This window comes from Actinacidiphila sp. bgisy144 (assembly GCF_057708105.1).
On record NZ_JBYIRM010000021.1, the window covers coordinates 45331 to 70715 of the forward strand.

28 protein-coding genes are annotated in these 25385 nt (G+C 74.5%); 18 read left to right on the forward strand and 10 right to left on the reverse strand.

Features of this window, described 5'->3' with window-relative positions; translation table 11 throughout:
• Nucleotides 1-2 precede the first annotated feature (2 nt).
• The 6 genes from AC3EVP_RS23345 (at nt 3) to ygfZ (ending at nt 5019) form a co-directional block, all read left to right on the forward strand.
• Nucleotides 3-908, forward strand: coding sequence for a hypothetical protein (locus AC3EVP_RS23345; protein WP_435132642.1), 906 nt, complete (start codon nt 3-5; stop codon nt 906-908).
• Complete coding sequence (locus AC3EVP_RS23350) at nt 905-1756, forward strand: hypothetical protein (RefSeq protein WP_435132644.1); 852 nt, start codon at nt 905-907, stop codon at nt 1754-1756. The genes AC3EVP_RS23345 and AC3EVP_RS23350 overlap by 4 nt, the downstream gene beginning before the upstream one ends.
• Entirely contained in the window at nt 1756-2718 is a 963-nt protein-coding gene (locus AC3EVP_RS23355; RefSeq protein ID WP_435132647.1) for a hypothetical protein, read from the forward strand. Before AC3EVP_RS23350 ends, AC3EVP_RS23355 begins: the two co-directional genes overlap by 1 nt.
• Before the next feature lie 222 nt (nt 2719-2940).
• Nucleotides 2941-3504: a heme-binding beta-barrel domain-containing protein gene (locus AC3EVP_RS23360; protein ID WP_335981247.1), complete on the forward strand. Its 564-nt coding sequence runs from the start codon at nt 2941-2943 to the stop codon at nt 3502-3504.
• 20 nt (nt 3505-3524) lie between these two features.
• Nucleotides 3525-4013, forward strand: a complete 489-nt coding sequence (locus AC3EVP_RS23365; protein ID WP_435132650.1) for a Fur family transcriptional regulator — start codon at nt 3525-3527, stop codon at nt 4011-4013.
• Nucleotides 4014-4038: 25 nt separating this feature from the next.
• Nucleotides 4039-5019, forward strand: a complete 981-nt coding sequence (gene ygfZ / locus AC3EVP_RS23370) for a CAF17-like 4Fe-4S cluster assembly/insertion protein YgfZ (RefSeq protein WP_435132653.1) — start codon at nt 4039-4041, stop codon at nt 5017-5019.
• Nucleotides 5020-5034: 15 nt separating this feature from the next.
• Here ygfZ and dtd read toward each other — a convergent pair whose 3' ends face one another.
• Entirely contained in the window at nt 5035-5460 is a 426-nt protein-coding gene (gene dtd / locus AC3EVP_RS23375) for a D-aminoacyl-tRNA deacylase (RefSeq protein WP_435132656.1), read from the reverse strand.
• Nucleotides 5461-5787: 327 nt separating this feature from the next.
• Between dtd and AC3EVP_RS23380 the strand changes: the two genes are divergently transcribed.
• A complete protein-coding gene (locus tag AC3EVP_RS23380; protein ID WP_435132659.1) occupies nt 5788-6480 on the forward strand; it encodes an RsiG family protein in 693 nt (230 codons plus the stop codon).
• 78 nt (nt 6481-6558) lie between these two features.
• Complete coding sequence (locus AC3EVP_RS23385; RefSeq protein WP_435132662.1) at nt 6559-7827, forward strand: GNAT family N-acetyltransferase; 1269 nt, start codon at nt 6559-6561, stop codon at nt 7825-7827.
• Between the two features lie 22 nt (nt 7828-7849).
• On the opposite strand, the gene AC3EVP_RS23390 is transcribed toward AC3EVP_RS23385, so the two are convergent.
• On the reverse strand, nt 7850-8056 hold the full coding sequence (locus AC3EVP_RS23390) for a hypothetical protein (protein WP_335981256.1): 207 nt from the start codon (nt 8054-8056) through the stop codon (nt 7850-7852).
• Nucleotides 8057-8190: 134 nt separating this feature from the next.
• Here AC3EVP_RS23390 and AC3EVP_RS23395 point away from each other — a divergent pair, with 134 nt between their 5' ends.
• From AC3EVP_RS23395 to AC3EVP_RS23405, 3 genes are all read left to right on the forward strand, one after another.
• Nucleotides 8191-9102: a GntR family transcriptional regulator gene (locus AC3EVP_RS23395; RefSeq protein WP_335981259.1), complete on the forward strand. Its 912-nt coding sequence runs from the start codon at nt 8191-8193 to the stop codon at nt 9100-9102.
• Nucleotides 9103-9175: 73 nt separating this feature from the next.
• A complete protein-coding gene (locus tag AC3EVP_RS23400; protein ID WP_435132666.1) occupies nt 9176-10345 on the forward strand; it encodes a phosphotransferase in 1170 nt (389 codons plus the stop codon).
• A gap of 47 nt (nt 10346-10392) precedes the next feature.
• Entirely contained in the window at nt 10393-11112 is a 720-nt protein-coding gene (locus tag AC3EVP_RS23405; protein ID WP_335981262.1) for an HAD family hydrolase, read from the forward strand.
• A 20-nt stretch (nt 11113-11132) separates the two neighbouring features.
• On the opposite strand, the gene AC3EVP_RS23410 is transcribed toward AC3EVP_RS23405, so the two are convergent.
• Nucleotides 11133-11540, reverse strand: a complete 408-nt coding sequence (locus AC3EVP_RS23410; protein WP_435132668.1) for a GNAT family N-acetyltransferase — start codon at nt 11538-11540, stop codon at nt 11133-11135.
• Between the two features lie 84 nt (nt 11541-11624).
• On the opposite strand from AC3EVP_RS23410, the gene AC3EVP_RS23415 reads away from it, so the two are divergent.
• Together AC3EVP_RS23415 and AC3EVP_RS23420 are read left to right on the forward strand one after the other, a co-directional pair.
• Nucleotides 11625-12548, forward strand: coding sequence for a dihydrodipicolinate synthase family protein (locus tag AC3EVP_RS23415; RefSeq protein ID WP_435132671.1), 924 nt, complete (start codon nt 11625-11627; stop codon nt 12546-12548).
• A gap of 84 nt (nt 12549-12632) precedes the next feature.
• The gene (locus tag AC3EVP_RS23420; protein WP_435132673.1) at nt 12633-13682 is read left to right on the forward strand and encodes an aspartate-semialdehyde dehydrogenase; all 1050 of its coding nucleotides are present in this window, start codon (nt 12633-12635) and stop codon (nt 13680-13682) included.
• Between the two features lie 76 nt (nt 13683-13758).
• Here AC3EVP_RS23420 and AC3EVP_RS23425 read toward each other — a convergent pair whose 3' ends face one another.
• The 3 genes from AC3EVP_RS23425 to AC3EVP_RS23435 all read right to left on the reverse strand — a co-directional run bounded on the left by AC3EVP_RS23425 (nt 13759) and on the right by AC3EVP_RS23435 (nt 18034).
• Nucleotides 13759-15072 carry a M14 family zinc carboxypeptidase gene (locus tag AC3EVP_RS23425; RefSeq protein WP_435132675.1) on the reverse strand — a complete coding sequence of 438 codons (1314 nt, stop codon included), beginning with the start codon at nt 15070-15072 and terminating at the stop codon, nt 13759-13761.
• A 275-nt stretch (nt 15073-15347) separates the two neighbouring features.
• Nucleotides 15348-16580 (reverse strand): M14 family zinc carboxypeptidase, encoded by a 1233-nt coding sequence (locus AC3EVP_RS23430; protein ID WP_435132678.1) that lies wholly within the window; start codon nt 16578-16580, stop codon nt 15348-15350.
• 275 nt (nt 16581-16855) lie between these two features.
• On the reverse strand, nt 16856-18034 hold the full coding sequence (locus AC3EVP_RS23435) for a saccharopine dehydrogenase family protein (RefSeq protein WP_435132680.1): 1179 nt from the start codon (nt 18032-18034) through the stop codon (nt 16856-16858).
• 326 nt (nt 18035-18360) lie between these two features.
• On the opposite strand from AC3EVP_RS23435, the gene AC3EVP_RS23440 reads away from it, so the two are divergent.
• Nucleotides 18361-18939 carry a carboxymuconolactone decarboxylase family protein gene (locus AC3EVP_RS23440; protein WP_435132683.1) on the forward strand — a complete coding sequence of 193 codons (579 nt, stop codon included), beginning with the start codon at nt 18361-18363 and terminating at the stop codon, nt 18937-18939.
• Nucleotides 18936-19838 carry an RNA polymerase sigma-70 factor gene (locus tag AC3EVP_RS23445; protein ID WP_435132812.1) on the forward strand — a complete coding sequence of 301 codons (903 nt, stop codon included), beginning with the start codon at nt 18936-18938 and terminating at the stop codon, nt 19836-19838. Before AC3EVP_RS23440 ends, AC3EVP_RS23445 begins: the two co-directional genes overlap by 4 nt.
• Nucleotides 19839-19869: 31 nt before the next feature.
• On the opposite strand, the gene AC3EVP_RS23450 is transcribed toward AC3EVP_RS23445, so the two are convergent.
• Together AC3EVP_RS23450 and AC3EVP_RS23455 are read right to left on the reverse strand one after the other, a co-directional pair.
• A complete protein-coding gene (locus tag AC3EVP_RS23450; RefSeq protein WP_435132686.1) occupies nt 19870-20427 on the reverse strand; it encodes an alpha/beta fold hydrolase in 558 nt (185 codons plus the stop codon).
• Nucleotides 20428-20593: 166 nt separating this feature from the next.
• Nucleotides 20594-20998 carry a hypothetical protein gene (locus AC3EVP_RS23455; RefSeq protein WP_435132688.1) on the reverse strand — a complete coding sequence of 135 codons (405 nt, stop codon included), beginning with the start codon at nt 20996-20998 and terminating at the stop codon, nt 20594-20596.
• Nucleotides 20999-21163: 165 nt separating this feature from the next.
• On the opposite strand from AC3EVP_RS23455, the gene AC3EVP_RS23460 reads away from it, so the two are divergent.
• From AC3EVP_RS23460 to AC3EVP_RS23470, 3 genes are all read left to right on the forward strand, one after another.
• Nucleotides 21164-21640 carry a helix-turn-helix domain-containing protein gene (locus AC3EVP_RS23460; protein WP_335981284.1) on the forward strand — a complete coding sequence of 159 codons (477 nt, stop codon included), beginning with the start codon at nt 21164-21166 and terminating at the stop codon, nt 21638-21640.
• Between the two features lie 5 nt (nt 21641-21645).
• Complete coding sequence (locus AC3EVP_RS23465) at nt 21646-22254, forward strand: hypothetical protein (RefSeq protein ID WP_435132691.1); 609 nt, start codon at nt 21646-21648, stop codon at nt 22252-22254.
• A gap of 107 nt (nt 22255-22361) precedes the next feature.
• Nucleotides 22362-22742 (forward strand): DUF2516 family protein, encoded by a 381-nt coding sequence (locus AC3EVP_RS23470; protein WP_335981406.1) that lies wholly within the window; start codon nt 22362-22364, stop codon nt 22740-22742.
• A gap of 59 nt (nt 22743-22801) precedes the next feature.
• Here AC3EVP_RS23470 and AC3EVP_RS23475 read toward each other — a convergent pair whose 3' ends face one another.
• Both AC3EVP_RS23475 and AC3EVP_RS23480 read right to left on the reverse strand, forming a co-directional pair.
• A complete protein-coding gene (locus AC3EVP_RS23475) occupies nt 22802-24190 on the reverse strand; it encodes a PP2C family protein-serine/threonine phosphatase (protein WP_435132694.1) in 1389 nt (462 codons plus the stop codon).
• A gap of 306 nt (nt 24191-24496) precedes the next feature.
• On the reverse strand, nt 24497-25300 hold the full coding sequence (locus AC3EVP_RS23480; protein ID WP_435132696.1) for a class I SAM-dependent methyltransferase: 804 nt from the start codon (nt 25298-25300) through the stop codon (nt 24497-24499).
• Between the last annotated feature and the right edge of the window lie 85 nt (nt 25301-25385).

A 25385-nucleotide genomic window follows, 5' to 3' on the forward strand; every position in this document is an offset into this window, starting at 1 on the left:
CCTTGTCCCATGACACCCCTGTCCCGGAACCGGACCCTGTCCCGGTCCCCGAACAGGTTCAGCAAGCAGCTCCGGAGCCCCTTTCGGAGCAGATCACCGAGCCCGTCTCAAGGGAGGCGGCCGAGCCCGTCGCCGAGCAGTCGGCCGAGCCGGCCGCGGAGCCCGCAGCCGTACCCGAACTCCCGCAGGACCCGCCGCCGGACAAGCCGCGCCGACGCGGGCGGACCACGCTGCTGATCGCGGCCGCCGCCGTGCTGGGCGTGCTCGCGGGCGGCGGCCTCGGCTACCGCATCCAGCAGGAGCGCCCGCCGACGCCGCTGCCACCGCTCAGCGGCCCGGTCCTGGCCCAGCCGAAGGGGGCCGGCCCGGCGGCGCCGAAGCTGACGGCCGCTCAGGACGGCGGCCTGCTCTACCAGGGCGACCTGCGCAAGCTCCTCGTGCCCACCCCGAAGGGCGCCGAGGAGCAGGAGCGGGACTGGTTGCCTCTGGCGGACTACGCCGAGGACTTCCGCGGGCCGGACGTCATCTTCCCCCAGCTCGCCCTCGACGGCTTCCAGCGCGCCGCCGTGGCGGACTGGACCGACAAGCACGACACGTACTACGAGGTGCGCCTCGTCCAGTTCCGCGACCAGACCGCCGCCGACGCCCAGCAGTTCTTCGACGCACAGCAGGAGATCGACGACTCGATGCCCGGGGCCGGTACCGCGCACGACCTCACGGACGTCCTGAGCGGCACGGTCTGGGGCTCGGGCAAGGCCCGTCAGGACTCCGGTTACCTGCCGTCGTACGGCGGGCGCGGCATCGCGCGGAAGGGCAATGTCTACGTCGAGGTCTTCGTCGACGCGGTCCACCCGGTGAAGTACGGGACCGTCCGGTCCTTCCTCGAGAAGCAGTTGGAGCGGTTGTGAGCGACGAGAACCCTTCTCCTTCCCCTGAGTCGGCCGAGCCGGACGCCGGGCCTGCGTCCGAGGCGGCCGCCGCGCCCGCTGCCGAGCCGGCGTCCGAGCCCGCCCCCGTGCGGTCCCGGCGGGTCCCCGCGCTGGCAGTCGCTGCCGCACTCGTCGCGGTCGCGGCCTGCGGCGGCCTCGGGTACGCGGTGCTGCACGGCGGGCAGGGCACCGTGGCCGCGAAGCCCGCCGCCACCCCGTGGTCCTCGCCGGCGCCCACCGCCACCAAGGCGTTCGGCGCGAGGTCCGGCGGCAGCCACTACGGCAGCCCGCGCCTGCTTCTTCTCCCGGTCCCCACCGGCTACCGGCCCGGCCCCGACGTCGAGGGGTACGGCAACGATGTCGCGCTCGGCGCCGAGCAGGCGCAGCAACTGGTCAGGGGCGACTCCCAGGACCTGTCCGCGAAGGAGCGCAAGGAACTGGACGAAGCCGTCGACGCCCTCCACATCGAGTCCGCCGGGATGCGGACCTACCTCGAGGACGGTGGCGACCTGGAGGTCCAGATCCGGATCGTGCAGATGAAGAACAAGGAGGCGGCGAAGGCCCAGACGGAGTACTTCACCGCCTTCACCAAGGCCCTGGGCGTCTTCCGGACCGGCCCGAAGGTGAAGGGCTACCCGAAGGCCACCTGCGTCCTGCCGCCCATCGACAAGGACGAGAAGCTCGACGGCATGACCTGCCAGGCCACCGAAGGCGACCTGATGGTGACGATGTCGGCCGACGGCACGCGGCCGCTGGCGAAGTCCGCGGCGGCCGACCTGCTGCGCCGCCAGCTCGACCGGATCAAGGACCCGGGGACGACGATCTGATGACCGAGACGACACCTGAGACCACGGGGCCCGCCGTGACCGCCGTACCCGTGACCGCCGTTCCCGACACCGCCGGACCCGAGACCGCCGTACCCGAGACCACCGAGGAGGCGGCGCCCGGCGTGACGCACGACCCGGCCCCCGAACCCGACCCTGCACCCGACCCCGCCGCCGAGGCCGCCGCTCCCGCGGAGGGCCCGGCCTGCCCGCCGCGGCGCAGGCTGCGGGCCGCGGTGCGCTGGACCGCCGCCGTCCTGGTCTTCGCGGCGTTCGGCGGCGCGGCGACGTACGCGGTGGCGCAGCCGGAGCGGACGAAGATCCCCGGGCTCAAAACACCTGGCGATGGCCGGTGGACCTATCCGCCGGTCGCCCTGCCGAAGCTGCCCGCGGGCCGGCCCCGGCCGCTGGACGCGTCGGCCAACCCCGCCGGCGTGCACTACGCCGACCTGCGGTCGCTGCTGCTGCCGCTGCCCGAGCAGGCCGTGGCGGACCGCTCCTTCCCCGGGACGAAGGGGTGGCTGCCGTCCGCGGACTACCTGAAGCGGTACGACTTCGAGTTCCCGGACACCGCGCGGGACACGCGCCTGGAACTGCGGGACGACGCGCTGCGGCACATCGCCGCCCGCGCCTGGACCATGCCCGACGGCACCAGGACCGAGATCTACCTCGTGCAGTTCCTCACCGCGGGCCACCGCAACTCCCACTACGCCCAGTTGGCCGGGGTCCCGGTCCGGGGCGCCCGCGACGCCGTGGACGACGGCACGGTGCAGTCGAAGTCGATCCCGAGCGCCGAGACGGTGTACGCCCAGGCCAAGGCGGGCGCGCACGGGGGAGTGTCGACCCGTTCGGCGATCCTCGGCGCGGGCGACACGTACGCGCTGGTGGTGCAGACCCGCAAGGGCGCGCTGCCGGAGGTGCCCTTCCGGCAGACGGTCCGGCTCCAGGCCCAGCTGCTGGGCTGAGGCCGCACCGGGCGTGGCCTGGGCGCGGGCGGGGGAAGGGCGCGCACTAGACTTGCGTACGGGCCGTGCCGCAGCCGCGTGCCGGCCCGTACTGTCTGCCGCCGAGGAGCCTGTCCGTGGAAATCCAGTACTACTTCGACGCTCTGCTCGTCCTGGTCTGCGTGGGCGTCGCCGCCTTCGCGATCTACTCGGTGAAGAAGCTGTACCAGGGCCAGCGCTGACATGATCGAGATCCCCTCCGACCTGCACCCGACCCTGGTCCCGCTGGCCTTCCTGCTGGGCCGCTGGACCGGTGCGGGCGTGCACGACTTCCCCGGCGCCGAGAAGTGCAACTTCGGGCAGGAGGTCGCCTTCACCCACGACGGCCGGCCGTTCCTGGAGTACACCTCGCACACCTGGGTGCTGGACGAGGAGGGCCGCAAGGTCAGGCCGCTGGAGTCCGAGACGGGCTACTGGCGGATCGACGCCGAGCGCAAGGTGGACGTGACCACCACCCGCGACGAGGGCGTGGTGGAGATCTGGACCGGTGAGCTGGCCGAGGGCAAGCCGCAGATCGACCTGGTCACGGACGCGGTGGCGCGGCTGCCGGTAGCCCCGGAGTACAGCGGCGGCAAGCGGCTGTACGGGTACGTCAACGGCGACCTGATGTGGGTGGGCGAGAAGGCCACGCCCGCGGTGCCGCTGCGCGCGTACATGTCGGCGCACCTGAAGAAGGTGGTGGACCCCAAGGAGTGGGTCGCCGACCTGAAGGACCTTCCGGACGACGGGATCGCCTTCTTCAAGTAGGCGTACCTACACTGGGGCGCGTGGCGAGCACCGACTGGAAGAGCGATCTGCGGCAGCGCGGGTACCGGCTGACCCCGCAGCGCGAGCTTGTGCTGGAGGCGGTCGACGCCCTCGGCCACGCGACGCCCGACGGCATCCTGTGCGAGGTGCGCAAGACCGCGTCCGGCGTCAACATCTCCACGGTCTACCGCACCCTGGAGCTGCTGGAGGAGCTGGGCCTGGTCAACCACGCCCACCTCGGCCACGGCGCCCCCACCTACCACCTCGCCGACCGGTACGACCACATGCACCTGGTCTGCCGGGACTGCGACCGGGTGACCGAGGCGGACGTGAGCGTCGCGGCCCCGCTCAAGGACGAGCTGCGCGAGAAGTTCGGCTTCGAGACGGACATGAAGCACTTCGCGATCTTCGGGCGCTGCCAGGAGTGCGCGCGCAAGGCGGCCGGGCACGCGGAGACCACCGGCGCCGCGGGAGCGGCAGGAGCGGCAGGAGCCGCGGGGAACGCCTGAGGCGCGCCGCCGTACGCTGGGTCGCATGAACAAGAGCCCTTTGCTGTCGCTTCCCGGCGCCGTCCCCGCAGAAGGCCCTGACGAGGGCGTCGCCGCCCACTACGGCGACCTCTTCCGCGAGCAGCGCGCGCTCGCGGACGGCACCGGCTTCGTGGACCTGTCGCACCGCGGCGTCGTCACCGTCAGCGGCGAGGACCGGCTTTCCTGGCTGCACCTGCTCCTCACCCAGCACGTCGAGCAACTGCCGCCGCAGCAGGCCACCGAGGCACTGATCCTGTCCGCGCACGGCCACATCGAGCACGCCCTGTACCTGGTCGACGACGGCACCACCACCTGGCTGCACGTCGAGCCCGGCACCCAGGGCGCGCTGCTGGCCTACCTGGAGAGCATGAAGTTCTTCTACCGGGTCGAGGTCGCCGACGCGGGGGAGCAGTACGCGGTGGTGTACCTGCCCGCCGGCTCGATCACCCAGGTGCCCGCCGGGTGGGCGGTGCGCGAGACGCCGTACGGCCGGGACGTGTTCGTGCCGCGCGCCGAACTGGCGGACTTCGCCGCGGCGGCGGGCCCGGCGGTGGGCGTGCTCGCCCACGAGGCGCTGCGGATCGAGGCGCACCGACCGCGGCTGGGCCTGGAGACCGACCACCGGACGATCCCGCACGAGCTGGGCTGGCTGGACAGCGCGGTGCACCTGAGCAAGGGGTGCTACCGCGGGCAGGAGACGGTGGCGCGGGTGCACAACCTCGGGCGGCCGCCGCGCCGGCTCGTCTTCCTCCACCTCGACGGCAGCGAGGTGCGGCTGCCCGCCCACGGCGACCCGGTCCGCGTCGCGGCCGACGGCGCCGGGCCGGGGGAGGCCCGCGCGATCGGCTTCGTCACCTCCTCCGCCCGGCACTGGGAGCTGGGGCCGATCGCCCTCGCGCTGGTGAAGCGGAACACCCCGGAGCACGCGACGCTGATCGCGGGGGAGAACACCGCGGCGGCGCAGGAGACCGTGGTCGCGCCGTAGCGCCCCCGTCGCCGGTCAGATGTCGACGACGAGGGTGAAGGGCCCGTCGTTGGTCATGGAGACCTTCATGTCGGCGCCGAAGACCCCGGTGGCGACGGTCGCGCCGAGCCCGCGCAGCTGCGCGACCACCTCGTCGACGAGCGGCTCGGCGACCGGGCCGGGCGCCGCGGCGTTCCACGTGGGCCGGCGACCCTTCCGGGCGTCACCGTAAAGCGTGAACTGGCTCACCACGAGGAGCGGGGCGTCGATGTCGGAGCACGACCGCTCCTCGGGCAGGATGCGCAGGCTCCACAACTTGCGGGCCAGCGCCGCGGCCTTCTCCTTCGTGTCGTCGTGCGTCACACCGACCAGGACGCACAGTCCCGGTCCCTGGATGGCGCCGACGGTCTCCCCGTCGACGACGACCTTCGCTTCGCTCACCCGCTGGGCCACCGCTCGCATGGCCCTATTGTCGCGGGTCCCGGCGGCCGTACCCCACACGGGTGAGGGCGGCCGATCGAGGGGAGCGGCGTTCGCCCGGTCGGCGGGGTCGCACAACTGTTGTGACGGCCGTTCGGGTGCAGAGTCGCTGCGGGCCGCCGACGGCAGGTGGCAGCATCGAAGCCGGGAGGGGCGTGCGGCACGCCCGGAGGGGACGACAGGGATGACCAGAACCGGCGCGGGACACACGCCCGGCACCGTGCACCCGGTGCCGCGCGCGGCGCACGGCGGCGCCGTACCGAGGGCCGCCGGTTCCCCGGCGGATCGCACAGCAGGAAGGGCCAACCCATGCTGAAGGCCGACGCCACGGGTCCGCTACGGCCGCCCGCGCCACGCGGTCCGGTCGCCGACGCGCCGGCCGGTCCCCTGGTGGACCTGGGCCCGCTGTCCGGGGGCCTTGCCGGTTCACCCGCGCCGGACCTGGGCGCGCTGGACCTGGTCGCGCTGCGCGCCCTGCGCCGCGAGGCGCAGCGGGAGGAGGCCGACCTGTCGTACCTGCGGCGCATGCTGCACGGGCGGATCGACATCCTGCGGGCCGAACGGGCCCGGCGCGGTGGCGCGGACGCCGCCGAGGCGGTGGCCGAGGAGGCCGGAGCGCCGGGCGCGCAGGGGACGCACGGCGGCACGCAGCCCCCGGCCGGGCCGGCCGACGCACCCGTCGTGGACCGGCTCCCGGAGATCCTCACCGACGGGCCGTCGCCGGGGCGCTCCTCGGCCCGCCACGTCACGCTGGGCACCCCGCTGACCGAGCGGGTGCGGCTGCTCGCCGAGGAGATGCTCTCCGAGGTGGAGCTGTCCGACCTCGACGCCCGTACGGACGCCGAACTGGACGCGGGGATGGCCCGGTTGGCCGGTCACGAGCAGCAGGTGTCGCGGCGGCGGCACGCGCTCCAGCAGACGGTGGACGGCTGCTCGGCGGAGATCACGCGCCGCTACCGGGCGGGCGAGGCGCGGGTGGAGGACCTGCTCGCGGAGGACTGACCGGCCCTCTCCGCCGCGGGGCCGCCCGGACCGATAACCGTGTGCGGGGCCGGGGCCCGCCCGCCTATCGTGCCGGGCATGACCGCTGAGATCCGCACCCTCGAAGAGTCCGACGTCGCCGACTGGGTGCGGGCGCAGTACACCGGCTTCCACATCGCGCCGACGGCCGACGCCGAGGAGGTCGCGGCCCGCCGCAGGATCATCGACCTGGCGCGGACCCGCGGGGCGTTCGACGGCGGCCGCTGTGTGGCGACCTTCCGCAGCATGCCCAGGGAGCTGACGGTGCCCGGCGGGGCGGCGGTGCCCGCGTCGGCGATCACCAACGTCGCGGTGACCGCCACGCACCGCCGGCGCGGGCTCGCGGCGCGGATGATGGCCGCCGACCTCGCCGACGCCAGGGAGCGCGGGGACGCGGTGTCGATCCTGATCGCAGCGGAGTACCCGATCTACGGCCGGTTCGGCTTCGGCCCGGCGACGTGGGTGGCGAACTGGGAGGTCGACGTGCCGCGGGCCGCGCTCGACCAGCGGTACGCCGGGCCGGCGGACGGCGGGCGGGTGGACATGGCGACGCTCGCCGAACTGGGTGAGTTCGGCCCCGCGGTGCACGACCGGCTCAGGGCGCGCACCCCAGGGGCGATCGACCGGCCGCCGCTGTGGTGGCAGCGGACCACCGGCGAACTGCGGCTGCACGGCTGGAAGGAGCACTTCTGCGCGGCCTACCGCGGCCCGGACGGCCGGGTCGACGGGTTCGTGCGGTGGGAGGTGCAGGACCACCCGTGGCCGGGCAAGCAGCCGCGGACGGATCTGACGGTCGTGGACCTGACGGCGGCCACCCCGGCCGCCGAGGTGGCGCTGTGGCGCTTCCTGCTGTCGATGGACTGGATCACGCGGATCACCTCCGGCTACCGCGCGCCCGACGACGTCATGCCCCTGCTGCTGGGCGACCCGCGCGCGGCCCGTGCCGAGGCGTACGCCGACTTCCTGTGGCTGCGGCTGCTGGACGTCCCGGCCGCGCTCACCGCCCGCGGCTACGCGGGCCCGGCGACCGGGCTGGTGCTGGACGTACGCGACGAGGTGCGCGGCGGTGACGGCACCACCGCGGGGCCCGCCGCCGGGCGCTTCCTGCTGGAGACCGACGGGAAGGGGGCCGCGACCTGCACCCCCACGTCGGCGCCGGCGGACCTCGCCCTGACCGCCGCCGACCTCGCGTGCCTCTACCTCGGCGACGAGTCCGCGGTGCGGCTGGCGGTGCTCGGCCGGATCACCGAGCACCGCGAGCAGGCCGCCTCCACCGCGGACACCCTCTTCCGCACTCCGCGCCGCCCCTGGTGCCCCGACGTCTTCTGACCCGCCCGGCACCCTCCGTCCCTCACTGGGCCAGCAGCAGCGCCAGCGCGGTCAGCCCGATCGCCGTGCACGCGGTGCTCTTCGCCTTGTGCCCGACCGTCACCAGCCCCACGACCAGCATCCCCGCGGCGCCGTACCGCCACTGCACCACTTCTTCCAGCACGAACCCCCAAAGACCCCAGACCACCACGGCCCCCACCTCCCCAGCTCTGAGACGGAGTGAGGTCATTCAACTGTCCAACTTGACCATTATCGAAGGAAGTTGAATGAGCTTTCTTGTCTTTGATGTGCCCGCGGGGGCGAGATCGGTAAACTTGGCTGAGGCAAGTGTGCGACGGGGGAGGGAAGTTGTAACGTTGGCCCGTGCCCGATGAACCGGCCTCGCCCACCAGCTCCCGGCCGCCCTACCTGCACATCGCGGATGTGCTGCGCGGCGAGATCGACGACGGCCGCTACCCGGTGGGTGAACGCATCCCGTCCCAGGCCGAGTTGGAAGAGCGGTTCGACGTCTCCCGGCCGACGGTGCAGCGGGCGCTGACCGAGCTGCGCCGGGAGGGCTACATCGACAACCAGCGCGGCCGGTCCGCCGAGGTGCTGCCCCGGCAGGCCCGCGGCCGGACCGCGGGCACCAAGGAGCCGGAGCGCGCGCTGGCCGCCCTCGCCGCGCACACGGCGGCCGCCTTCGAGCAGCAGGACGTGGTGATCGACACGTTCTCCCTCACCACGGAGACGCTCAACAGCGTGCTCTCCCAGCCGCTGCAACGGGTCATGCTGGGCCAGTTGCGGCCGTCCTCCATCACGTTGCGGGTGCTGCTGCCCAGCACCGAAGCGGTGCTGGCCTTCCCGCGGATGGTGGCCGACCCGGACGACCCGCGTCCGATGCGGCGGCTGCGGCAGCTCATCAGGAGCCATGTGGTCACGCTGCGCTCGACGTTCGACGCCCTCGCGGCGGTCGCCGAGGAGATCGGCCTCGACCTGCGGCTCGACGTGCAGTTCCGGTCACTGCCGGCCACCCCGATGTTCAAGCTCTACCTGCTGAACCACGACACCGCGCTGCACGGCCTGTACCGGCTGGTGCCGCGGGTGGTCACCTTCGAGGACGGCAGCGGCGAGGGCGAGATCTACGACGTCCTCGGCATCAGCGCGACGCTCTTCCCGCACCGGCGCGACCCCGCCGACCCGGCGTCGCCCGAGTCCCGGTTCGTCCAGGAGACGCAGGACTGGTTCGACTCCGTGTGGACCACCATCGCCGAGCCGCTCACCGCGGAGGACTGAGCCGGTCTATCGTGGTCGCTTCCGGGCGGCCCGTTGATCCACATCCGCGGGCGTACCAGCGGCGAGGAGAAACGTGACGACGACGGCCACGGCCCCGCAGGGCGTCGCCCACCATGCCGGCGCGGTGGGGGCCGACCGGGTGGAGGGGCCCCTCAAGGGCTACCACCACCGGACCTTCGCCGTACGCCTCGACCGGAGCTCACCGCTCGCCGGGGACTTCCGCTGGCTGAAGCTGCGCGAACCGCGGCAGGACGCGCTCTGGTACGACATGCGCTGGTTCCCCTCCGAGGAGGAACTGCTGCGCCTGCTGCACGCCCGCCAGGGTCGGGGCGCCCGCTACGGCCGGACGCCGCCGCGCATCCCGCAGGTGGTCGAACAGGCCGTTGACGGACAGCGGTTGGCCTTCCTGGCCTTCATCGAAGGGGTCACCCTGGACCGGGTGCGCGGCGCCCGGCCCGGCCGGGTACCCGGCCGCTACCTCGACCAGATCGAGGAGCTCTTCCACGCCCTCGCCGGAGTCGACGCCGAGGCGCTCGCCGCGCACGCCGGCCCGCAGCCCGCTGCCGCCTGCGACCGGCACGACCCGGCCGCCTACCCGGAGCACGGCGGCGCCACCGCGTTCCTGGGCGCGCTCACCCACTTCACGATGGCGCACGCCTACCGGGACCGCCAGAAGGAGATGGCGGAACTGCTCGACCTGCTCGGCGTGCCTGTCGCCGCGCTCGACGCGTTCGCGCGGCGCCGGCCGCTGCTCACCGACCGCCCGCGCACCCTCCTCCACGGCGATCTGCACCGCCGGAACCTCGTCGTCGACCGGGTCGGCGACCTGTGGACCATCGACTGGGAACTCGCCCTGCTCGGCGACCCGTTGTACGACCTCGCCACCCATCTGCACCTCATGGACTACCCGGCCGACCAGGAGCAGGAGCTGGTCCGGCGGTGGCAGCGCGCGGTCGGGCCGCGCCGGTCGGCGGGCACCGCGCAGGACCTGCCGCACTACCGCGCCTACAAGCGGGTCCAGTCGCTGTGCACCGACGTGCTGCGGGCCACCGCCCGGCTCGCGCGGACCCAGGAGCCGCCCGGCAGCGCGGCGGGCCGGGTGCGGCTGCGCGGCGCGGCCACCGTCGTACAGCGCGTGCTGGCGGCCGCACGCGAGCCGCTGCGACTGCCGGAAACGCCGCCAACGGAACAGGTGGAGGCGGTGTTCGCGGACTGGTGGCGCCGGAACCGGCCGCCGGACTGAACGCAACGGCTCTGGCATCGGGCCGCCCGGCCGCCGACACTCGTCAGGTGACTTCTCCGCACGACGCCCCGCGCCGCGACCGCTCCGTCCCCGAACTGCTCGCCCGTGCGCACTGCCTGCTGCTCGACTTCGACGGGCCGGTGTGCCGCCTGTTCCACACCCGCTCCGCGATGAGCATCGCCACCCTGCTGCGGGAACTGCTCGCGGCGCGCGGCGCACCCGTCGTCGACGAGGCCCTGCTGCGCAGTTCGGACCCGCACGCGATCCTGCGGGCCGCACCGAGCGCCGAGCTGGCCGCCGAACTGGAGCTCCTGCTCGCCGAGGAGGAGGAGCTGGCCGCGCTCGGCGCCGAAAGCACCCCGCATGCCGACGACTTCATCCAGGCGGTCGCCGACAGCGGCCGGTCGCTCGCGATGACCACCAACAACGCGCCCGGTGCAGTGCGCGCCTACCTCAAGGAGCACCGCCTCGACGGCTGCTTCGGCGACGCGGTGTTCGGACGGGACCCGGTCCGCCCGGAGCTGATGAAGCCGGACCCGCACTGCCTGCGGGCGGCGTGCGCTGCACTCGCGGTGCGCCCGCAGGACTGCCTCATGATCGGGGACTCCGCGGCCGACGCCCGGGCCGCCGCTGCCGCCGGGGTGCCCTTCCTCGGATACGCCCGGGTCGGCGAGGACGGGCGGCGGCTCGGCGCGGGGTACCGGGGCCCGCTCGTGCACGGAATGGAGCGGCTGGAGGAGGCCGCCAGGGCGCTGCCGCGGCGCTGACCGGGCCCGGGGCGGGTGGGTCAGTGGCCCAGGGACATCCAGCGGGCGGGGTCGGCGAGGGGTTCGAAGCCGACCTTGGCGTAGACGCCGTGGGCGTCGGCCGTGGCCAGGAGGATGCGGCGTATGCCGAGGGGCGCGAGGTGGTCGCGGACGGCGGCGACGAGGGAGGTGCCGAGGCCGTTGCCGCGGGCGGCGGGGTCGACGTAGACGTCGCAGAGCCAGGCGAAGGTCGTGAGGTCGGTCACGACCCGGGCGTAGGCGTGCTGTTCGCCGGTGTCCTCGCGGTACGCCCCGAAGTTGAGCGAGTTGGCTATCGCGGCCCGCTGCTTGTCGAGGGAACGCCCCTTCGCCCAGTACGAGTCGGCGGACAGCCACTGGTGGACGCGGGCGACGTCGAGGCGCGCGGGATCGGCGGAGATCTCATACATGCGACGCAGCGTAGAGCTGCTTAAGAGTTCCGTGCACGACATTTAACTGGACCTTCCGCTTCCCGGCGGCGCACACTCGCAGGCATGATCCACGTACCGCTGATCACGCCGTTCGGGCCGGACGGGCGGGTCGACCTCGCCGCGCTGGAGCGCCTCGGGCACGAGGTGCTGGACGAGGGCGCCGGCGGGCTGGTGGCGCTGGGCACCACCGCGGAGGCGGCCGCGCTGGAGCCGGACGAGCGGGCCGCGGTCACCGCCGTGGTCGGCCGGGTCTGCCGCGCGCACGGCGCCCGCTGGACCGTGGGGGTGGGCGGCGCCGGCTCCACCCGGCGCGCCGCGCGTGAGGCCGAGGCCCTCGCCGCCCTGCCGGAGCCGCCGGACGCGGTGCTGGCCACGGTCCCGTCGTTCACCCGGCCGGGCGAAGCGGGGGTGCTCGCCCACTTCCGCGAGGTGGCCGCCGCGAGCCCGCTGCCCGTGCTGGTCTACCACGTGCCCCACCGCACCGGGCAGCCCCTGTCCGCCGCCGCGCTGGCCGCCCTCGCGGGCGTCCCCGGGGTGGGGGGCGTGAAGTACGCGACGGGGGACGTCACCGCGGAGACCGTCGCGCTCCTGGCGGCGGCGCCCCCGGACTTCGAGGTGCTGGCCGGGGACGACGCTTTGGCCCCCGCACTGCTGGCGCTCGGCGCGCACGGCGCGGTACTGGCCTCGGCCCACCTGGCGACAGGGGAGTGGGCGGCCCTGGCCGCGGCGGGCGGCGCCGGTACGTACGCGCGCGGGCGCCGGCTGTCCGCCCTGGCCGCCGCCGTCTTCAGCGAGCCGAACCCGGCCGTCGTGAAGGCGGTCCTGCACGCCCAGGGCCGCATCCCGACCCCGGACGTACGGCTCCCGCTGCTCCCGGCGAGTCCGACCGCGACGGCCGCCGCGCTCGCGGCCCTTGCCGCCGCGGCGGACGCCGACCCGCGACCCGCGGCCGCGGGCCCACCCGCCCCCGGCCGTCTCGCCCGCTGAAATCCCCGGGCGCCCCGCTCCCGGCCCGGGGATACTCGAAACGGACGGGCACCCCCAGACAGGCATGATCGGAGAGATACCGCAATGAGGATCGGAATCGTCGGAGCCACCGGACAGGTCGGCGGGGTCGTCCGCAAGGTGCTGGCCGAGCGGAAGTTCCCGGTGACGCAGCTGCGCCTGTTCGCGTCGGCGCGCTCCGCGGGCCGCGCCCTGCCCTGGGAGGGCGGCGCGGACGGCGCGACCGTCACCGTCGAGGACGCCGCGACCGCCGACTACACCGGCCTGGACATCGTGATCTTCTCCGCCGGGGGCGGCACCTCCCGCGCGCTCGCCGAGAAGGTCGCCGCCCAGGGCGCCGTCGTGATCGACAACTCCTCCGCGTGGCGCCGCGACCCCGACGTCCCGCTGGTCGTCTCCGAGGTCAACCCGCACGCGCTCGCCGACCGCCCCAAGGGCATCGTCGCCAACCCCAACTGCACCACCATGGCCGCCATGCCGGTCCTGCGCCCGCTGCACGACGAGGCCGGGCTCGTCTCGCTGGTCGTGGCCACCTACCAGGCCGTCTCCGGCTCCGGCCTGGCGGGCGTCGCCGAGCTCCACGGCCAGGCGCAGCAGGTCACCGCGCAGGCCGACCGCCTGGCCTTCGACGGGTCGGCCGTCGCCTACCCCGCCCCGGCGGTCTACCAGCGGCCCATCGCGTACAACGTGGTGCCGCTCGCGGGGAACCTCGTGGACGACGGCAGCTTCGAGACCGACGAGGAGCAGAAGCTCCGCAACGAGTCCCGCAAGATCCTGGAGATCCCCGAGCTGAAGGTGTCCGGCACCTGCGTACGGGTCCCGGTCTTCTCCGGCCACTCCCTCCAGATCAACGCCCGCTTCGCCCGCCCGCTCAGCGTGGAGCGCGCCTACGAGATCCTCGCCGCCGCGCCGGGCGTGGAGGTCTCGGAGATCCCCACCCCGCTCCAGGCCGCGGGCAAGGACCCGTCGTACGTGGGCCGCATCCGCCGCGACGAGACGGTGGACAACGGCCTGGCGCTGTTCGTGTCCAACGACAACCTCCGCAAGGGCGCCGCGCTCAACGCCGTACAGCTCGCGGAGCTGGTGGCGGCGGAGCTGGGCGCGGTCACCGTCTGACCGAGGGCGGCTTCCCCGGGGCCCCGGCCTTCGCGGTCCCGGCCCTCCCGGCCCGCCGTCACTCCCCGGCCCGCCGTCACTCCCCGGCGACGGCCAGTCGGAAGGCCGCCAGCACCGCCGCGGCCTGGAGCCGTACCTGCTGCTCGACCGGCACCCACACCGGGTCGTGGCCGGCGGCCAGCGCGTCGGCCCACCGGGTGAACTGCTGCCCGGCCGCGGCCCTGACCTCGGCGGCGGCCGGGCCCGGGCAGCCGTCGAGCAGCCGCAGCAGCGTGCCCGCGGCCCGCAGCGGAATCCGGCGGGCCGCGATGTCCAGGGCCGCGACATGGGCGGCGGTCAGCGGCAGCGTGCCCGGGGGCAGAGCGTCCGGCGGCAGCCGCTCCCACTCCGCGGCCACCTGCGGGCAGGCGGCGGCCAGCTTCGCGACCACCCGCAGCAGGTGGGCGCGCTCGGGGGAGGCAGCGGGCAGCACCGCCCGCGCCTCGGCGAGCAGCACCTCCACCCGGCTCGCGTGGCCGCGCAACTGGCGCCCGATCCGGGCGAGTTGGGGGGCCGGGTCCGGGCAGGGCGCCGGGTCGGCCACCGTACGGGCGGTCCACATCGGCACCTCGAACAGCGCGGTCATGCCGCCGTGGCGGTGCGGCCGCAGCCAGGTGGAGCGCGCGAGGCCGACCGCGGGGTCCTCCACCGGGTCCGCCGCCGGGGCGCTCCTGCCCGGCTCGGGCAGCACATAGACACCTGGACCCGACACCGTCCACCGCAGCGCGTCATAGGTGCCGGTCTGCACCGGCACGTCGTGCTCGGCCGCCGACTTGCCCAGCGCCTCGGCCAGTCCGGGGATGTCCCGGGTCAACTGCACCCAGCAGCCGCCGAGGTCATTGGCGTGCAGCGAGCACTGGAGTACCGGGCGCAGCTCGTCGATGAGGTCGATCAGCGCCTGGGACTCGGGGAGTTGGGCCTCCGGCGCCCGGATCGACGGGGCCCACTCCGGCTGCTCCTCCGGGGGCGGCCGGTAGGCGTGGCGGAAGTGGGCGGCGGGGGTGCGGCGGATCACCGGCCCGGCCTCGTGGCGCACCGCGCCGTCGGGGTCCAGACACAGCAGCAGGTGCCAGGACACGTCCACGCCGGAGTGCAGCAGCGGATTGTGCGCGACCTGTTCGGCGAGCCTGAGCGCGGTCGCCGCGCCCACCCGCTCGTCCGAGTGCGGCCCGGCCACCACCAGGACGTTCCGCCGGCCGCGCCCTACGGTCAGGAGGTGCAGCGGGCGGCCCGCCCGCGACCTGCCGACGACCCGCAGGGTGCACAACCCCGGATGGAAGGCGGCGAAGGCCGCCGCGGTCGCCACGACTCCCGCGACACTCGGATAGGCGTCCGCCATCGCCGAAGTCACGCTCCGCCGGTCGACGTCGCCACGGGATCTCCTCGCTGTCCGAACCGCCCGCGCCGCCCCACCGGGCCGGCACCCCGACGCTGCATCCGACCTGCATCCGACCTGTATGCGAGCCGGTACCCGGCCGAGTACCCAAAAGGACCGGCCCGCCGCTGAGTTGACGGGGTAACCGCCGATTTGCCCGATGCCTCGCCAAGGTTGCGATCCCCCGGCCCACCTGTCAAGACCGCCGTAGCCGCCACCGGACCCCGCGCAGGCCGCCGGCCCGGCAGCGCTCACCCCAGCGCCGCGGCCGCGGCCAGCACCGTCCGCGCCTGCAACTCCATCTGCTCGGCTATCGGCACCCACGTCGCGTCCATCGCCGCGATCAGGTCCGCCGCCCCGGCGTCCAGGCGCCGCTCCAGCCGCGCCCGCAGCCGCGCGGGCCCGCTGTCGGGGTCCTCGTCCAGCCGCGCCTCGTCCAGCAGCCGCAGCAGCATCCCCGCCGCCCGCAGCGGCGCCCGGCGCGCGGCGATGTCGCACGCGGCGACATGCGCCATGGTCAGCGGCACCGGCGACTGCCGCCCTACCTCGTCGAAGTCCGCCGCGAGCGCCTCCCAGGCACTGACCGCCTGCCGCGCGGCCCGCAGCAAGGGCCCTCGCGCGGCGCCCCCCAGCAGCTCCAGCGCCTGCTCGAACGCCTCCTCCCCGGTGGCCCCCTCGTTGCGCAGCCGCGCCGCCAGCACGGCGAGCGCGTACTCGGGGTCCGGGTGCGGCTCGGCGTACGCCACCCGCCGGGTCGCCCACATCGGCACCTCCACCCGCACCTCCGGCCCGCCGGGCAGCTCCGGGGCGCCCGGCCGTACGAAGACCCCCGGCCCCGCACCTTGTGCCGGCAGGGCCTCGTACGTACCGGTCTGCACCGGTACCTCGAGTTCGGCCGCGCTCTTCCCGAACGGCTCGGCTAGCCCCGGCAGTTCGGCGGACAGCCGGACCCAGGCGCCGCCCACGTCGTTGCTGTGCAGCGAGCAGCGCAGCACCGGCCGCAGATCGGCGACCAGCGCGGACAGCGCCAGCGCCTCGGGGAGCCGGCCGGACGGCGCGAGCAAGGAGTCGGCCGCATAGGGGTGTTCGTCGCTCGCGGGCCGGTAGGTGTGGCGGAAGTGCACCGCGGGCGGGCGCGGACCGGCCGGTCCCGTCTCGTTCAAAAGCGCGCCGTCGGGGTCCAGGCAGAGCAGGAAGTCCCAGGTCAGCCCGGCCTCCTTGAGCCGCCGCCGGTCATGGACGGCCTGTTCGGCCAGCCACAGCACGGCGCCGCCGCCCGCCGGTTCGTCGCAGTTCGCACCGGCCACCACCAGGATGTGGCGGTCGCAGCCGCGGGGGGCGCCGACGGACAGCAGCCACAGCGGCTGCCCGGACCGGGACTCGCCCGCCAGCCGCATCCGGCACAGGTCGGGGTGGCGCAGCGTCAGCAGCCGGGCCGCCGCGGCGACCCCCGCCACCGTCGGAAACGCGTCTGGCCCCCGCATGACCGCTCCTTCGCTGCCCTCGCCCGCCGTCCCGCCACACGGCCGTGCCGGCGTGTGCGCGGCGGCGCGCTGCCTGCTCTCTGCCTGCCCTCTGCTGTGCGTGCGTGCTGTGTCTGCTGCGTCTGCTGCGCTTGCTGTGCACGGGAGTTGGCGGCGCGTTCGTCGGCGGTGGCGCGCCCCGCCCCAGCGTCGGCGGCGGCCCCGATGGTGTCAAGAGCGCCCTGTGGCCGCGGTCGTGCGCTGCCTGCGGACAACAGCCGGACCGGGCAACGGACTTACGGCCCAGGGTGCGGCTCGTCGAGGAGGAAGACGGCACCGGCCGCCTCCGCCAGCTCGGGACCGAAGAGCGCGCCGGGGGTGTGGGCCCCGGGCTTTCCCTGACCGCGGGCGAGGCGGAGGGCGACCTCGGCGGCCACCGCGGCCGTGAAGCCCATGCCGTCACCGGTGCGCAGCCACCCCGTGCGGCTGCGGCCGTCGGGGTCGCGGACCAGGGCCCGCGCCCAGGAGAACTCCCGCCGCCGCTCGGCCGGTTCGGCCTGCACCCGGGCGAAGCGGCGCTTCACGGCGGCGCCGAGCGGCCGCCACGCCAGGAGCCGGGCCGCGGTCGGCAGCACCGCGCGCAGCACCCGCCCGGTCGGCATCATCCCCGACGCGGCGACGACGAACGGCGCACCGCTGGCGCGGTGGGCCGCCGCCAACTCGCCCGACGGTCCGCCCGCGCTGTGGGCCGCCGAACCGTCGGGCAGCGTGAAACGCGCGAAGTCGCCACCGAGCCGGGCGCGCACCAGCCGGCCCCGTTCGTAGCGGCGCCCGCCGACCGCGATCGCGTCCACGACGCTCGCCGCGAGGGCGGCGCCGACCGGACCGGACCGGCCACCGGCCGCCGGCAGCGCGTCGACCCGTACGCGGACGGGGGCGGGCCGGCCCGCGCACAGCTTCAGCACCGCGCTCTCGGTGGCGAGCACCCCGAACCCGGCGCCCGTCACCAGGCAGCGGCCGTCCGCTGCCGCCTCCGCGTGCAGGTCCAACAGCCCGCTCACCGCACGGAGTTCGTTGGCCAGGTCGAGGTAGTGGGTGCCGGGCGGGCAGGCCCGGGCGATCGGCACCGCGGTCTCGGTGAACGGGCCGATCGTGTTCACGACGACCGCGGGCCGCCCGGCCGCCCCGAGCGCTTCGGCGATCGCGGCGACGGTGCCAGCGGTGCCGGTAGTTCCGATGGTGCCGCTGCTGCCACTTGTGCCGCTGGTTCCCGCGGTGTCGGTGGCACCCCCGTGCCTTCCCCCGGCTCGGCCGATCACCACGGTCCGCGACGTGCCGCCGACCTCGGCGGCCACCGTGTCCAGCCGCCCGGCGTCGCGCCCGACCAGGACCAGCGGCGCGCCCTCCGCCGCCAGCCTCGCGGCGATCGCGCGGCCCGTCCGGCCGGTCGCGCCCAGAACCCAGATCTCGTCCATCCCTGCCGCCCGCTCCGCTCCAGCGTGCACTGCCGCCTGCCGCCTGCCGTGCCGTACGCCTGCCGCGCCCTGCCGTACCGCCCGCCCGCGCTCCCACCTTGCGGGCGGCCGCCGCACCGGGCCAGCCGACGGCCTGCGCGCCATGCCCCCTTTTGCCGTGTCGCCGCAGCTCACAGCGGTGGCACGGCCCGAACCCGCCGCAGCGCGCCACTACGCTGAACTCATGACGGACCCGGCCCCGTACCGTCGTCGCCTGTCACACCCGCGGCCCGAGCGGTGTCTTCATGCCGAACCACTCCGAACCGGCAGCGTCCAAGGAGGACACCATGGCGCCACGCGTACCGAAGGCCGAACTCCCCGCCGAGCTGCGGGAGCAGCTGACCGCGCAGCTCGGCAGCGTGCCCGAGCCCGTCGAGGTGACCTGGCACAGCCCGCGGGTCGCCCGGGACAACCTGGAGTTCGGCGACCGGCTGGCCCGGTGGGACGCGGCCGACCCGGGCCTGAAGACCTTCGCGCACATGGCCGTCGCCGCCCAGGTCGGCTGCGGCTGGTGCCTCGACATCGGCTACTTCCAGGCCGCGCACCAGGACCTGGACCTGGCCAAGGCGAGCCAGGTGCCGCGCTGGCGGGAGGCGGACGTCTTCACCCCGCTGGAGCGCGACGTGCTGGAGTACGCCGAGGCCATGACGGCCACCCCGCCGACCGTCGGCGACGAGCTGTCCGCGCGGCTGCTGGACCGGCTCGGCCCGGCCGCGATGGTCGAACTCACCGCCGCCATCGCCTTCGCCAACTTCGCCACCCGCAGCAACAACGCGCTCGGCATCCAGTCGCAGGGCTACTCCGCGGCGTGCGAAGTCCCCCTGGCCGCCCGCCCGCAGGCGCCCGCCGCCGCCCGCCCGCGGTGACCGCCGACCCGTTCGCCGACCCCTCCGCGGCCGACCCGTTCGCCGCCCACCGCGGCCTGCTGTTCACCGTCGCCTACGAGATGCTCGGGTCGGCGGCCGACGCCGAGGACGTGCTCCAGGAGTCCTGGCTGCGGTGGTCCGCCGCCGACAGCGCGCAGGTCCGCGACCCGCGCGCGTACCTCGTCCGGATCGTCACGCGGCAGGCGCTCAACCGGCTGCGCACCCTGTCCCGCCGCCGCGAGGAGTACGTCGGCGAGTGGCTGCCCGAGCCGCTGCTGACCACCCCCGACGTCGCCGACGACATCGTCCTCGCCGAGAGCGTCTCGATGGCGATGCTGACCGTGCTGGAGACCCTCGGGCCGGCCGAGCGGGCGGTGTTCGTGCTCCGCGAGGTCTTCGAGCTGCCGTACGGGGAGATCGCCGCGGCCGTCGGGAAGCCGGCGGCCACCGTCCGGCAGATCGCGCGGCGGGCCCGGGAGCACGTGGCGGCCCGCCGGCCGCGGGTCGAGGTCAGCCCGGCGGAGCAACAGGCCGTGGTGGAACGGTTCATGGCCGCGCTGAGCACCGGGCGGCTGGAGGACCTGATGGCGGTCCTCGCGCCCGACGTGGTGATGATCGCGGACGGGGGCGGGATCGCGGCGGCCGCGCTCACACCGGTCCGCGGCGCCGAACTGGTCGCCGCGCTGCTCGCCCGCGCGCACGGGGCGGCCGACGGGTTCACCGCGGCGACCGTCTGGCTCAACGGTGCGCCCGCGGGGCGGATCGACGTCGGCGGTGAGCCGGCCGCCCTGGGGCTGGCGGTGGCGGAGGGACGGGTCACCCGGGTCTACGCGGTGCGCAACCCGCGGAAGTTGACCCGGCTGGACGCGCCGGCCGAGCTGAGCCGGGAGGTGGGGTAGCCGCCTGCCGTACGGACCGGGGCCGCCGCTTTCAGGGGTGCGCGGCCCCGGGGCGGGCGGCCCCGGGCCCGGGCCCCCGTCCGGCCAGGAAGTCGCCGACGGCGGCCCGGAACTCCTCGGGCCGCTCCACCCACGGCAGATGGCCCGCACCGTCGAGCAGCACCCGGTCGGCCCGGGGCAGGGCCCGCGCCAGCGAGTCGGTCGCCCAACTCGCGTCGATCCCGGTGCCGGAGACGTACACCAGCCCGCTCACCCGTTCCGGATGGGCCAGCGCGTACCTCAACGCCAGATCGGCCCCGTACGAGTGGCCCAGTAGCGCCACCCGCTCCCGCCCGAAGTGCCGCCGTACCGCGTCGAGATCGGCCACCGACCGTGCGAACGAGTACGGCCCCCGCCGCTCCGACCGCCCGCACCCGCGCTGGTCCCACCGGTACACCGCCGCCCGGTCCGCCAGCAGCACTGCCACATCACCGAGAAAGTCCCACAACCCGGGCCCGCCGTGACAGCACACCACCCCGTCCCCCACCCCGTCCCGCCTCGCCCACAACCCCACCCCGTCCTCCGCCACCACCCTCTGCTCCACACCCATCCGCCCACGGTGCCACGCCCCCCGCTTCCCCCGAAATCCCCCCACACACCGCCGCAGAGACCTGCGGGCATCCCGGTCGCCGGTGATGCCGGCCCCCTGTTCGCCGGCGAGCGACACCCCTTCCGCCCCCGGAAGCCGCGGGCGGCCATGGCTGACCCGCCCGACTTCAGGAGGTCAGGTCCACCACGCGGTCACGGAACTCCTGGAAGGCGCGCCAGCCCGAAGTGCCCTCCTGGGTGATCAGGTCGCCCTCCGAGCAGTCCAGAACCCTGCAGTCCAGAGCAGCAGCGACGCGGAAGACGGAGACCAGCACGTCGTCGCCGGAGCCGCGGATGTGGAGCATGATCGAGTTGATGGGGTCCTTGGAGCCGATGTTCAGTTCCATCGACCAGCCGGACCCGAGGAGTTCGCCCCAGGAGGGATCGGAGAGATCGGCTTCAGGGACGGCCTTGCTCACCGTCGCGAGGACGTCCTTGCGCCGACCGAGTGGGGGCGGCGTGTAGTCGTCGGGTACTTCGCCAACCGATGTGATGTGCGCGGGCAGGCGTAGGAGGAGAACATCCCAGCTCATGTGAACTCCTGACGTGGTGGTGACCACGAATCCTGGCATCTGACGCTGACAGTCCGGCTCTGCACCAGACAGCCGCCTCCCGCGCGTACGGGCAGTGGAGCGGTGGGGGAAACAGTTGCAAGCGGGGTGCTTGCAAAAGTTAGCGGGATGGGGCATGGTGGGGGCATGGGTGCGTTGAAGGTGGGGGAGCTGGGGGAGTTCCTGCGGGAGCAGCGGCGCGGGGCGCGGCTGAGCCTGCGGCAGCTCGCTGACGCCGCGGGGGTGTCGAACCCGTATCTGAGCCAGATCGAGCGCGGGCTGCGCAAGCCGAGCGCGGAGATCCTCCAGCAGTTGGCGAAGGCGCTGCGGATATCGGCGGAGACGCTGTACGTGCAGGCGGGCATCCTCGACGCACGGGAGCGGGACGAGCTGGAGGTACCCGCGGCGATCCTGGCCGACCCGTCGATCAACGAGCGCCAGAAGCAGGTGCTGATCCAGATCTACGAGTCCTTCCGCAAGGAGAACGCCGCGGCGCCGGAGGGGGACGACGGCGCCGGACCCGTATCGGCGGCGGACCGCGACGAAGCGGCCGCCTCGGTGGTTGCGGAGCGGGCGGCCGAGCAAGCGACGAGCAAGCGACGAAGCAAGGAAGAAGAGGGCTGAGAGCAATGACGATCACCGACGACATCGTGAAGGGCCTGCGCAACCCGACCCCGCTGTACGCCGTCGCGGGCACCGCCGACCTCGCCGCGGAGAAGCTGCGCGAGGTGCCGGGGATGCTGGAGAAGCTCCGCGAGCAGGCGCCCGGGCACTTCGAGAAGCTGCGGGCGACGGACCCGAAGGACGTGCAGCAGCGCGTCGCCGAGGGAGCCAGGGACGCCCAGAGCAAGTTCAACGAGACCTTCTCCGACCTGGACCTGAAGGACCTCAAGGAACTCCGCCCGGACTTCCGCAAGATCGGCGAGTCCGTGCAGGGCCTGGCGCTCCAGGGTGTGGGCCGCGCCGCCGAGTACGCGGTACGCACCCGCGAGACGTACGACGAGCTGGCCGAGCGCGGCAAGGACGCCGTCGCGAAGTGGCGGGGCGAGACCTCCCAGGAGGAGCCCGCCAAGGGGCAGGCCGCCGAGGAGTCCCCGTCCGCCGCGGCACCCGAGGCCAAGGCGAAGCCGCGGTCCGCCAAGGCGGGGTCGGCGTCGGACTCGGAGGCGCCCAAGCCGGCTGCTCCGAAGAAGCCCGCCGCCCAGCGCCGCACCACTCCGAAGAAGCCGACGGAGTAGCCGGGCGGAGAAGCGGCGGACCGGGCACCGAAGGCGCGCCCGGTCCGTTCAGCGGGTAGGACCGGTACGGTGGCAATGACCCGACAGTGACTGAGGCGGTGGACGACATACTGATCACAGCGTTCTTCTCGGTGTTCGGCCTGATCTCGTTGGCGCTCTTCCTCTTCGCGCTCTTCGCGTTCGTCGACGCGGCGATCCGCCGTGAGGACGCCTACCGAGCGGCGGACAAGAACACCAAGGCGTTCTGGCTGATCATCCTCGGCATCGCGGCCGCGGTGATGAAGCTGTTCAGCATCATGTCGTTCTTGCCGGTCATCGGCCTGATCGCCGTGATCGTGTACATGGTGGACGTCCGCCCGGCGGTCCGTGCCGTCAGCGGCCGCGGGCGCGGTGCGGGCGGCATCGGCGGACGCTTCGGGCGCCGCGGCGGCGGCAGCAGGGGCAGCAGCAGCGACGGTCCGTACGGCCCGTACAACGGCCGCCGCTGAGGCGAGCGCCCACCGCTCGCACCGGAGAAGCCCTACCGGCTCCCTACGCCGACCGGCTCCTACGCCTGCCGCTCCAGCAGCACCACAGCCACGTCGTCCGTCAGCTCCCCGCCGTTGAGCTCCCGCACCTTCGCCATGGTCGCGTCCAGCAGCTCCTCGCCGCCGAGCCCCGCGGCCATCAGCTCCCCGGCGAGCCCGATCATGCCCTCCTGGCCCAGCCGCTGCGTGCCCTGGCCGATGCGGCCCTCGATCAGGCCGTCCGTGTAGAGCATCAGCGACCACTCACCGTCCAGCCGCACACTGATCCGCTCCCACTCGGCGTCCGGCAGCAGCCCGAGCGCGGGCCCGCCCGCCTCGTACGGAAGCAGCGCCGGCGCCCGCCCGGGCCCGGCGATCATCGGTGTCGGGTGCCCGGCCAGGTGCAGCTGGGCCGAACGGCCGTCCGGCGCGAGGTCGACCGCGCACAGCGTCGCGAAGATCTCGTCGTCGGCCCGCTCGTGCACCAGCACGTTCTGCAAGGTGCGCAGCAGTTCCTCGCCGCCGAGCCCTGCGAAGGTCAGCGCCCGCCAGGCGATCCGCAGCTCCACGCCGAGCGCGGCGGCGTCCGGGCCGTGCCCGCACACGTCGCCGATCATCGCGTGCACGGTCCCGTCCGTGGTGCGCACCGTGTCGTAGAAGTCGCCGCCGAGCAGGGCGCGGCTGCGGCCGGGCCGGTAACGCGACGCGAACCGCAGCCCGTTGGCGCCCTCCAGCAGCGGTACGGGCAGCAGTCCGCGCTCCAGCCGCCGGTTCTCCTGGGCGAGCAGCCGGGTCTCGGTGAGCTGGCGCTGCGCGAGGTCGGCGCGCTTGCGTTCCACCGCGTAGCGCACGGCGCGGGTGACGGTGGCGCCGTCGACGCTGTCCCGGGCGAGGTGGTCCTGCGCGCCGATCCGGACCGCTTCCGCGGCCGCCTCCCCGTCGTCGGTGCCCTCGGTGAGGACGAGGACCGCGGTGCCCGGCGCCAGCCGCGTCACCTGCTGGAGGCCGTCGAGCACGTCCGGCAGGTCGAGCAGGATGCAGTGCACGTCATCCGTGAGCAGCCGCCCCGCCGCGGTCAGGTTGCGCGCCCGCAGCAGGCGGATGCGGGGGCCGCCCGGCTCATGGAAGTACGGCGCGGTGAACGCCCCGGCCGGGTCGTCGCCGATGACCAGCAGGGTCAGGACGAGCTGGTCGGGGACGGTGTCGTCGCGCTGCCGGGGCAGGGTGAGCGACGGCTCGGAGCCGTCGGGGCCCGGCGCCGCATGTCCGACCGCTGCTGCCGCTGGAGGAGCGGCCACCGGAGGAACGGTCGCCGGGGCGGCGGAGGGTGCGGCCTGCCGTGTCGAGGCGTCCGCGGGCACGCCTGCGCGGCCCTGGACGCCGCAGCGGGCGTCCGAGGGCCGTTCGGTGCCGCGCCGTGCAGCGGACATCACTCGACTCCTTCCCTCCCCCTGAGGTCTCGGTCTGGCGACCCTAGTGGTTCAACCGGACGGTGAGGGAGTGCCCAAAGTGAATGTCGGGCGGCATATGCCGGTCCGGACGGGCGGTTTGGGAGCCAATGGGGGTATCCGCGCATGACCAAGGTCACGCGTGCCAGGTGCAACCGTGTGGCGAACGCGACCCTGTTCCGGGTCCACGCGGCTCCTCGGGACGGCCCGCCCCGCCATGCGGGCCGCCCGCACCCGCACCCGCACCGCCCGCGCAGGGCCCGTTCAGGCGCCCCCGCACCCAGCCGATCACCCGCCCGGCGCCACCGACTCCCACGCCACCGTGACCTCCCCCTGCCGCCATCGCCCGGGCCCGTCCAGCACCGGCCACCCCTGCTCCCGCAGGTCCCGCACCGCCCTGATCCACCGCTGCCGGGCGCCCAGCGCGGACAGCGGCGCCGCAGTGGCCCAGGCGCGGTCGAACGCCGTGAGGAAGGCGTGGACCGGCTCGCCCGGCACATTGCGGTGAATGAGCGCCTTCGGCAGCCGTTCCGCCAGGTCGGACGGCCGGTGCAGCGAGCCGAGCCGGGTCGCGAAGGTGAGGCTGCGGGGGCCTTCGGGGCCGAGCGCGACCCAGACGTGCCGCCGCCCGATCTCGTCGCAGGTGCCCTCGACGAGCAGGCCGCCGGGCGCCAGCCGGGCCCGTAGCGCCTCCCACACCCCCGCTACCTCGGCCTCGTCGTACTGGCGCAGGACGTTCGCCGCGCGGATCAGCAGTGGACGGCGGCCGGCCGGCAGCGGCAGTTCGAAGCCGCCGTGCCGGAAGGTCAGGCCGTCGCGGACATAGGGGAGTGCCGCGGTGACCCGGGCGGGGTCGATCTCGAAGCCGACCACCTCGGTGGCCGGCCGCACCTGCCGCAGCCGGGCCAGCAGCTCCACGGCGGTCCAGGGCGCTGCGCCGTATCCGAGGTCGACGGCGAGCGGGTCGGCGGCGCCGCGCAGCTCCCGGGCGAGGGTGGCGGCGATCCAGCGGTCCATGCGGCGCAGCCGGTTGGGGTTGGTGGTGCCCCTGGTCACCGTGCCCACCGTGCCGCTCGCGCGCCCGCCGCTCATGAAAAGAGCGTAGAGCGGTGTGCACGTGCAGGGTCCGGGCGGGGCGGGAAGACGGGGAAGGCACAGAAGTCGGGAAGGCGCAGAA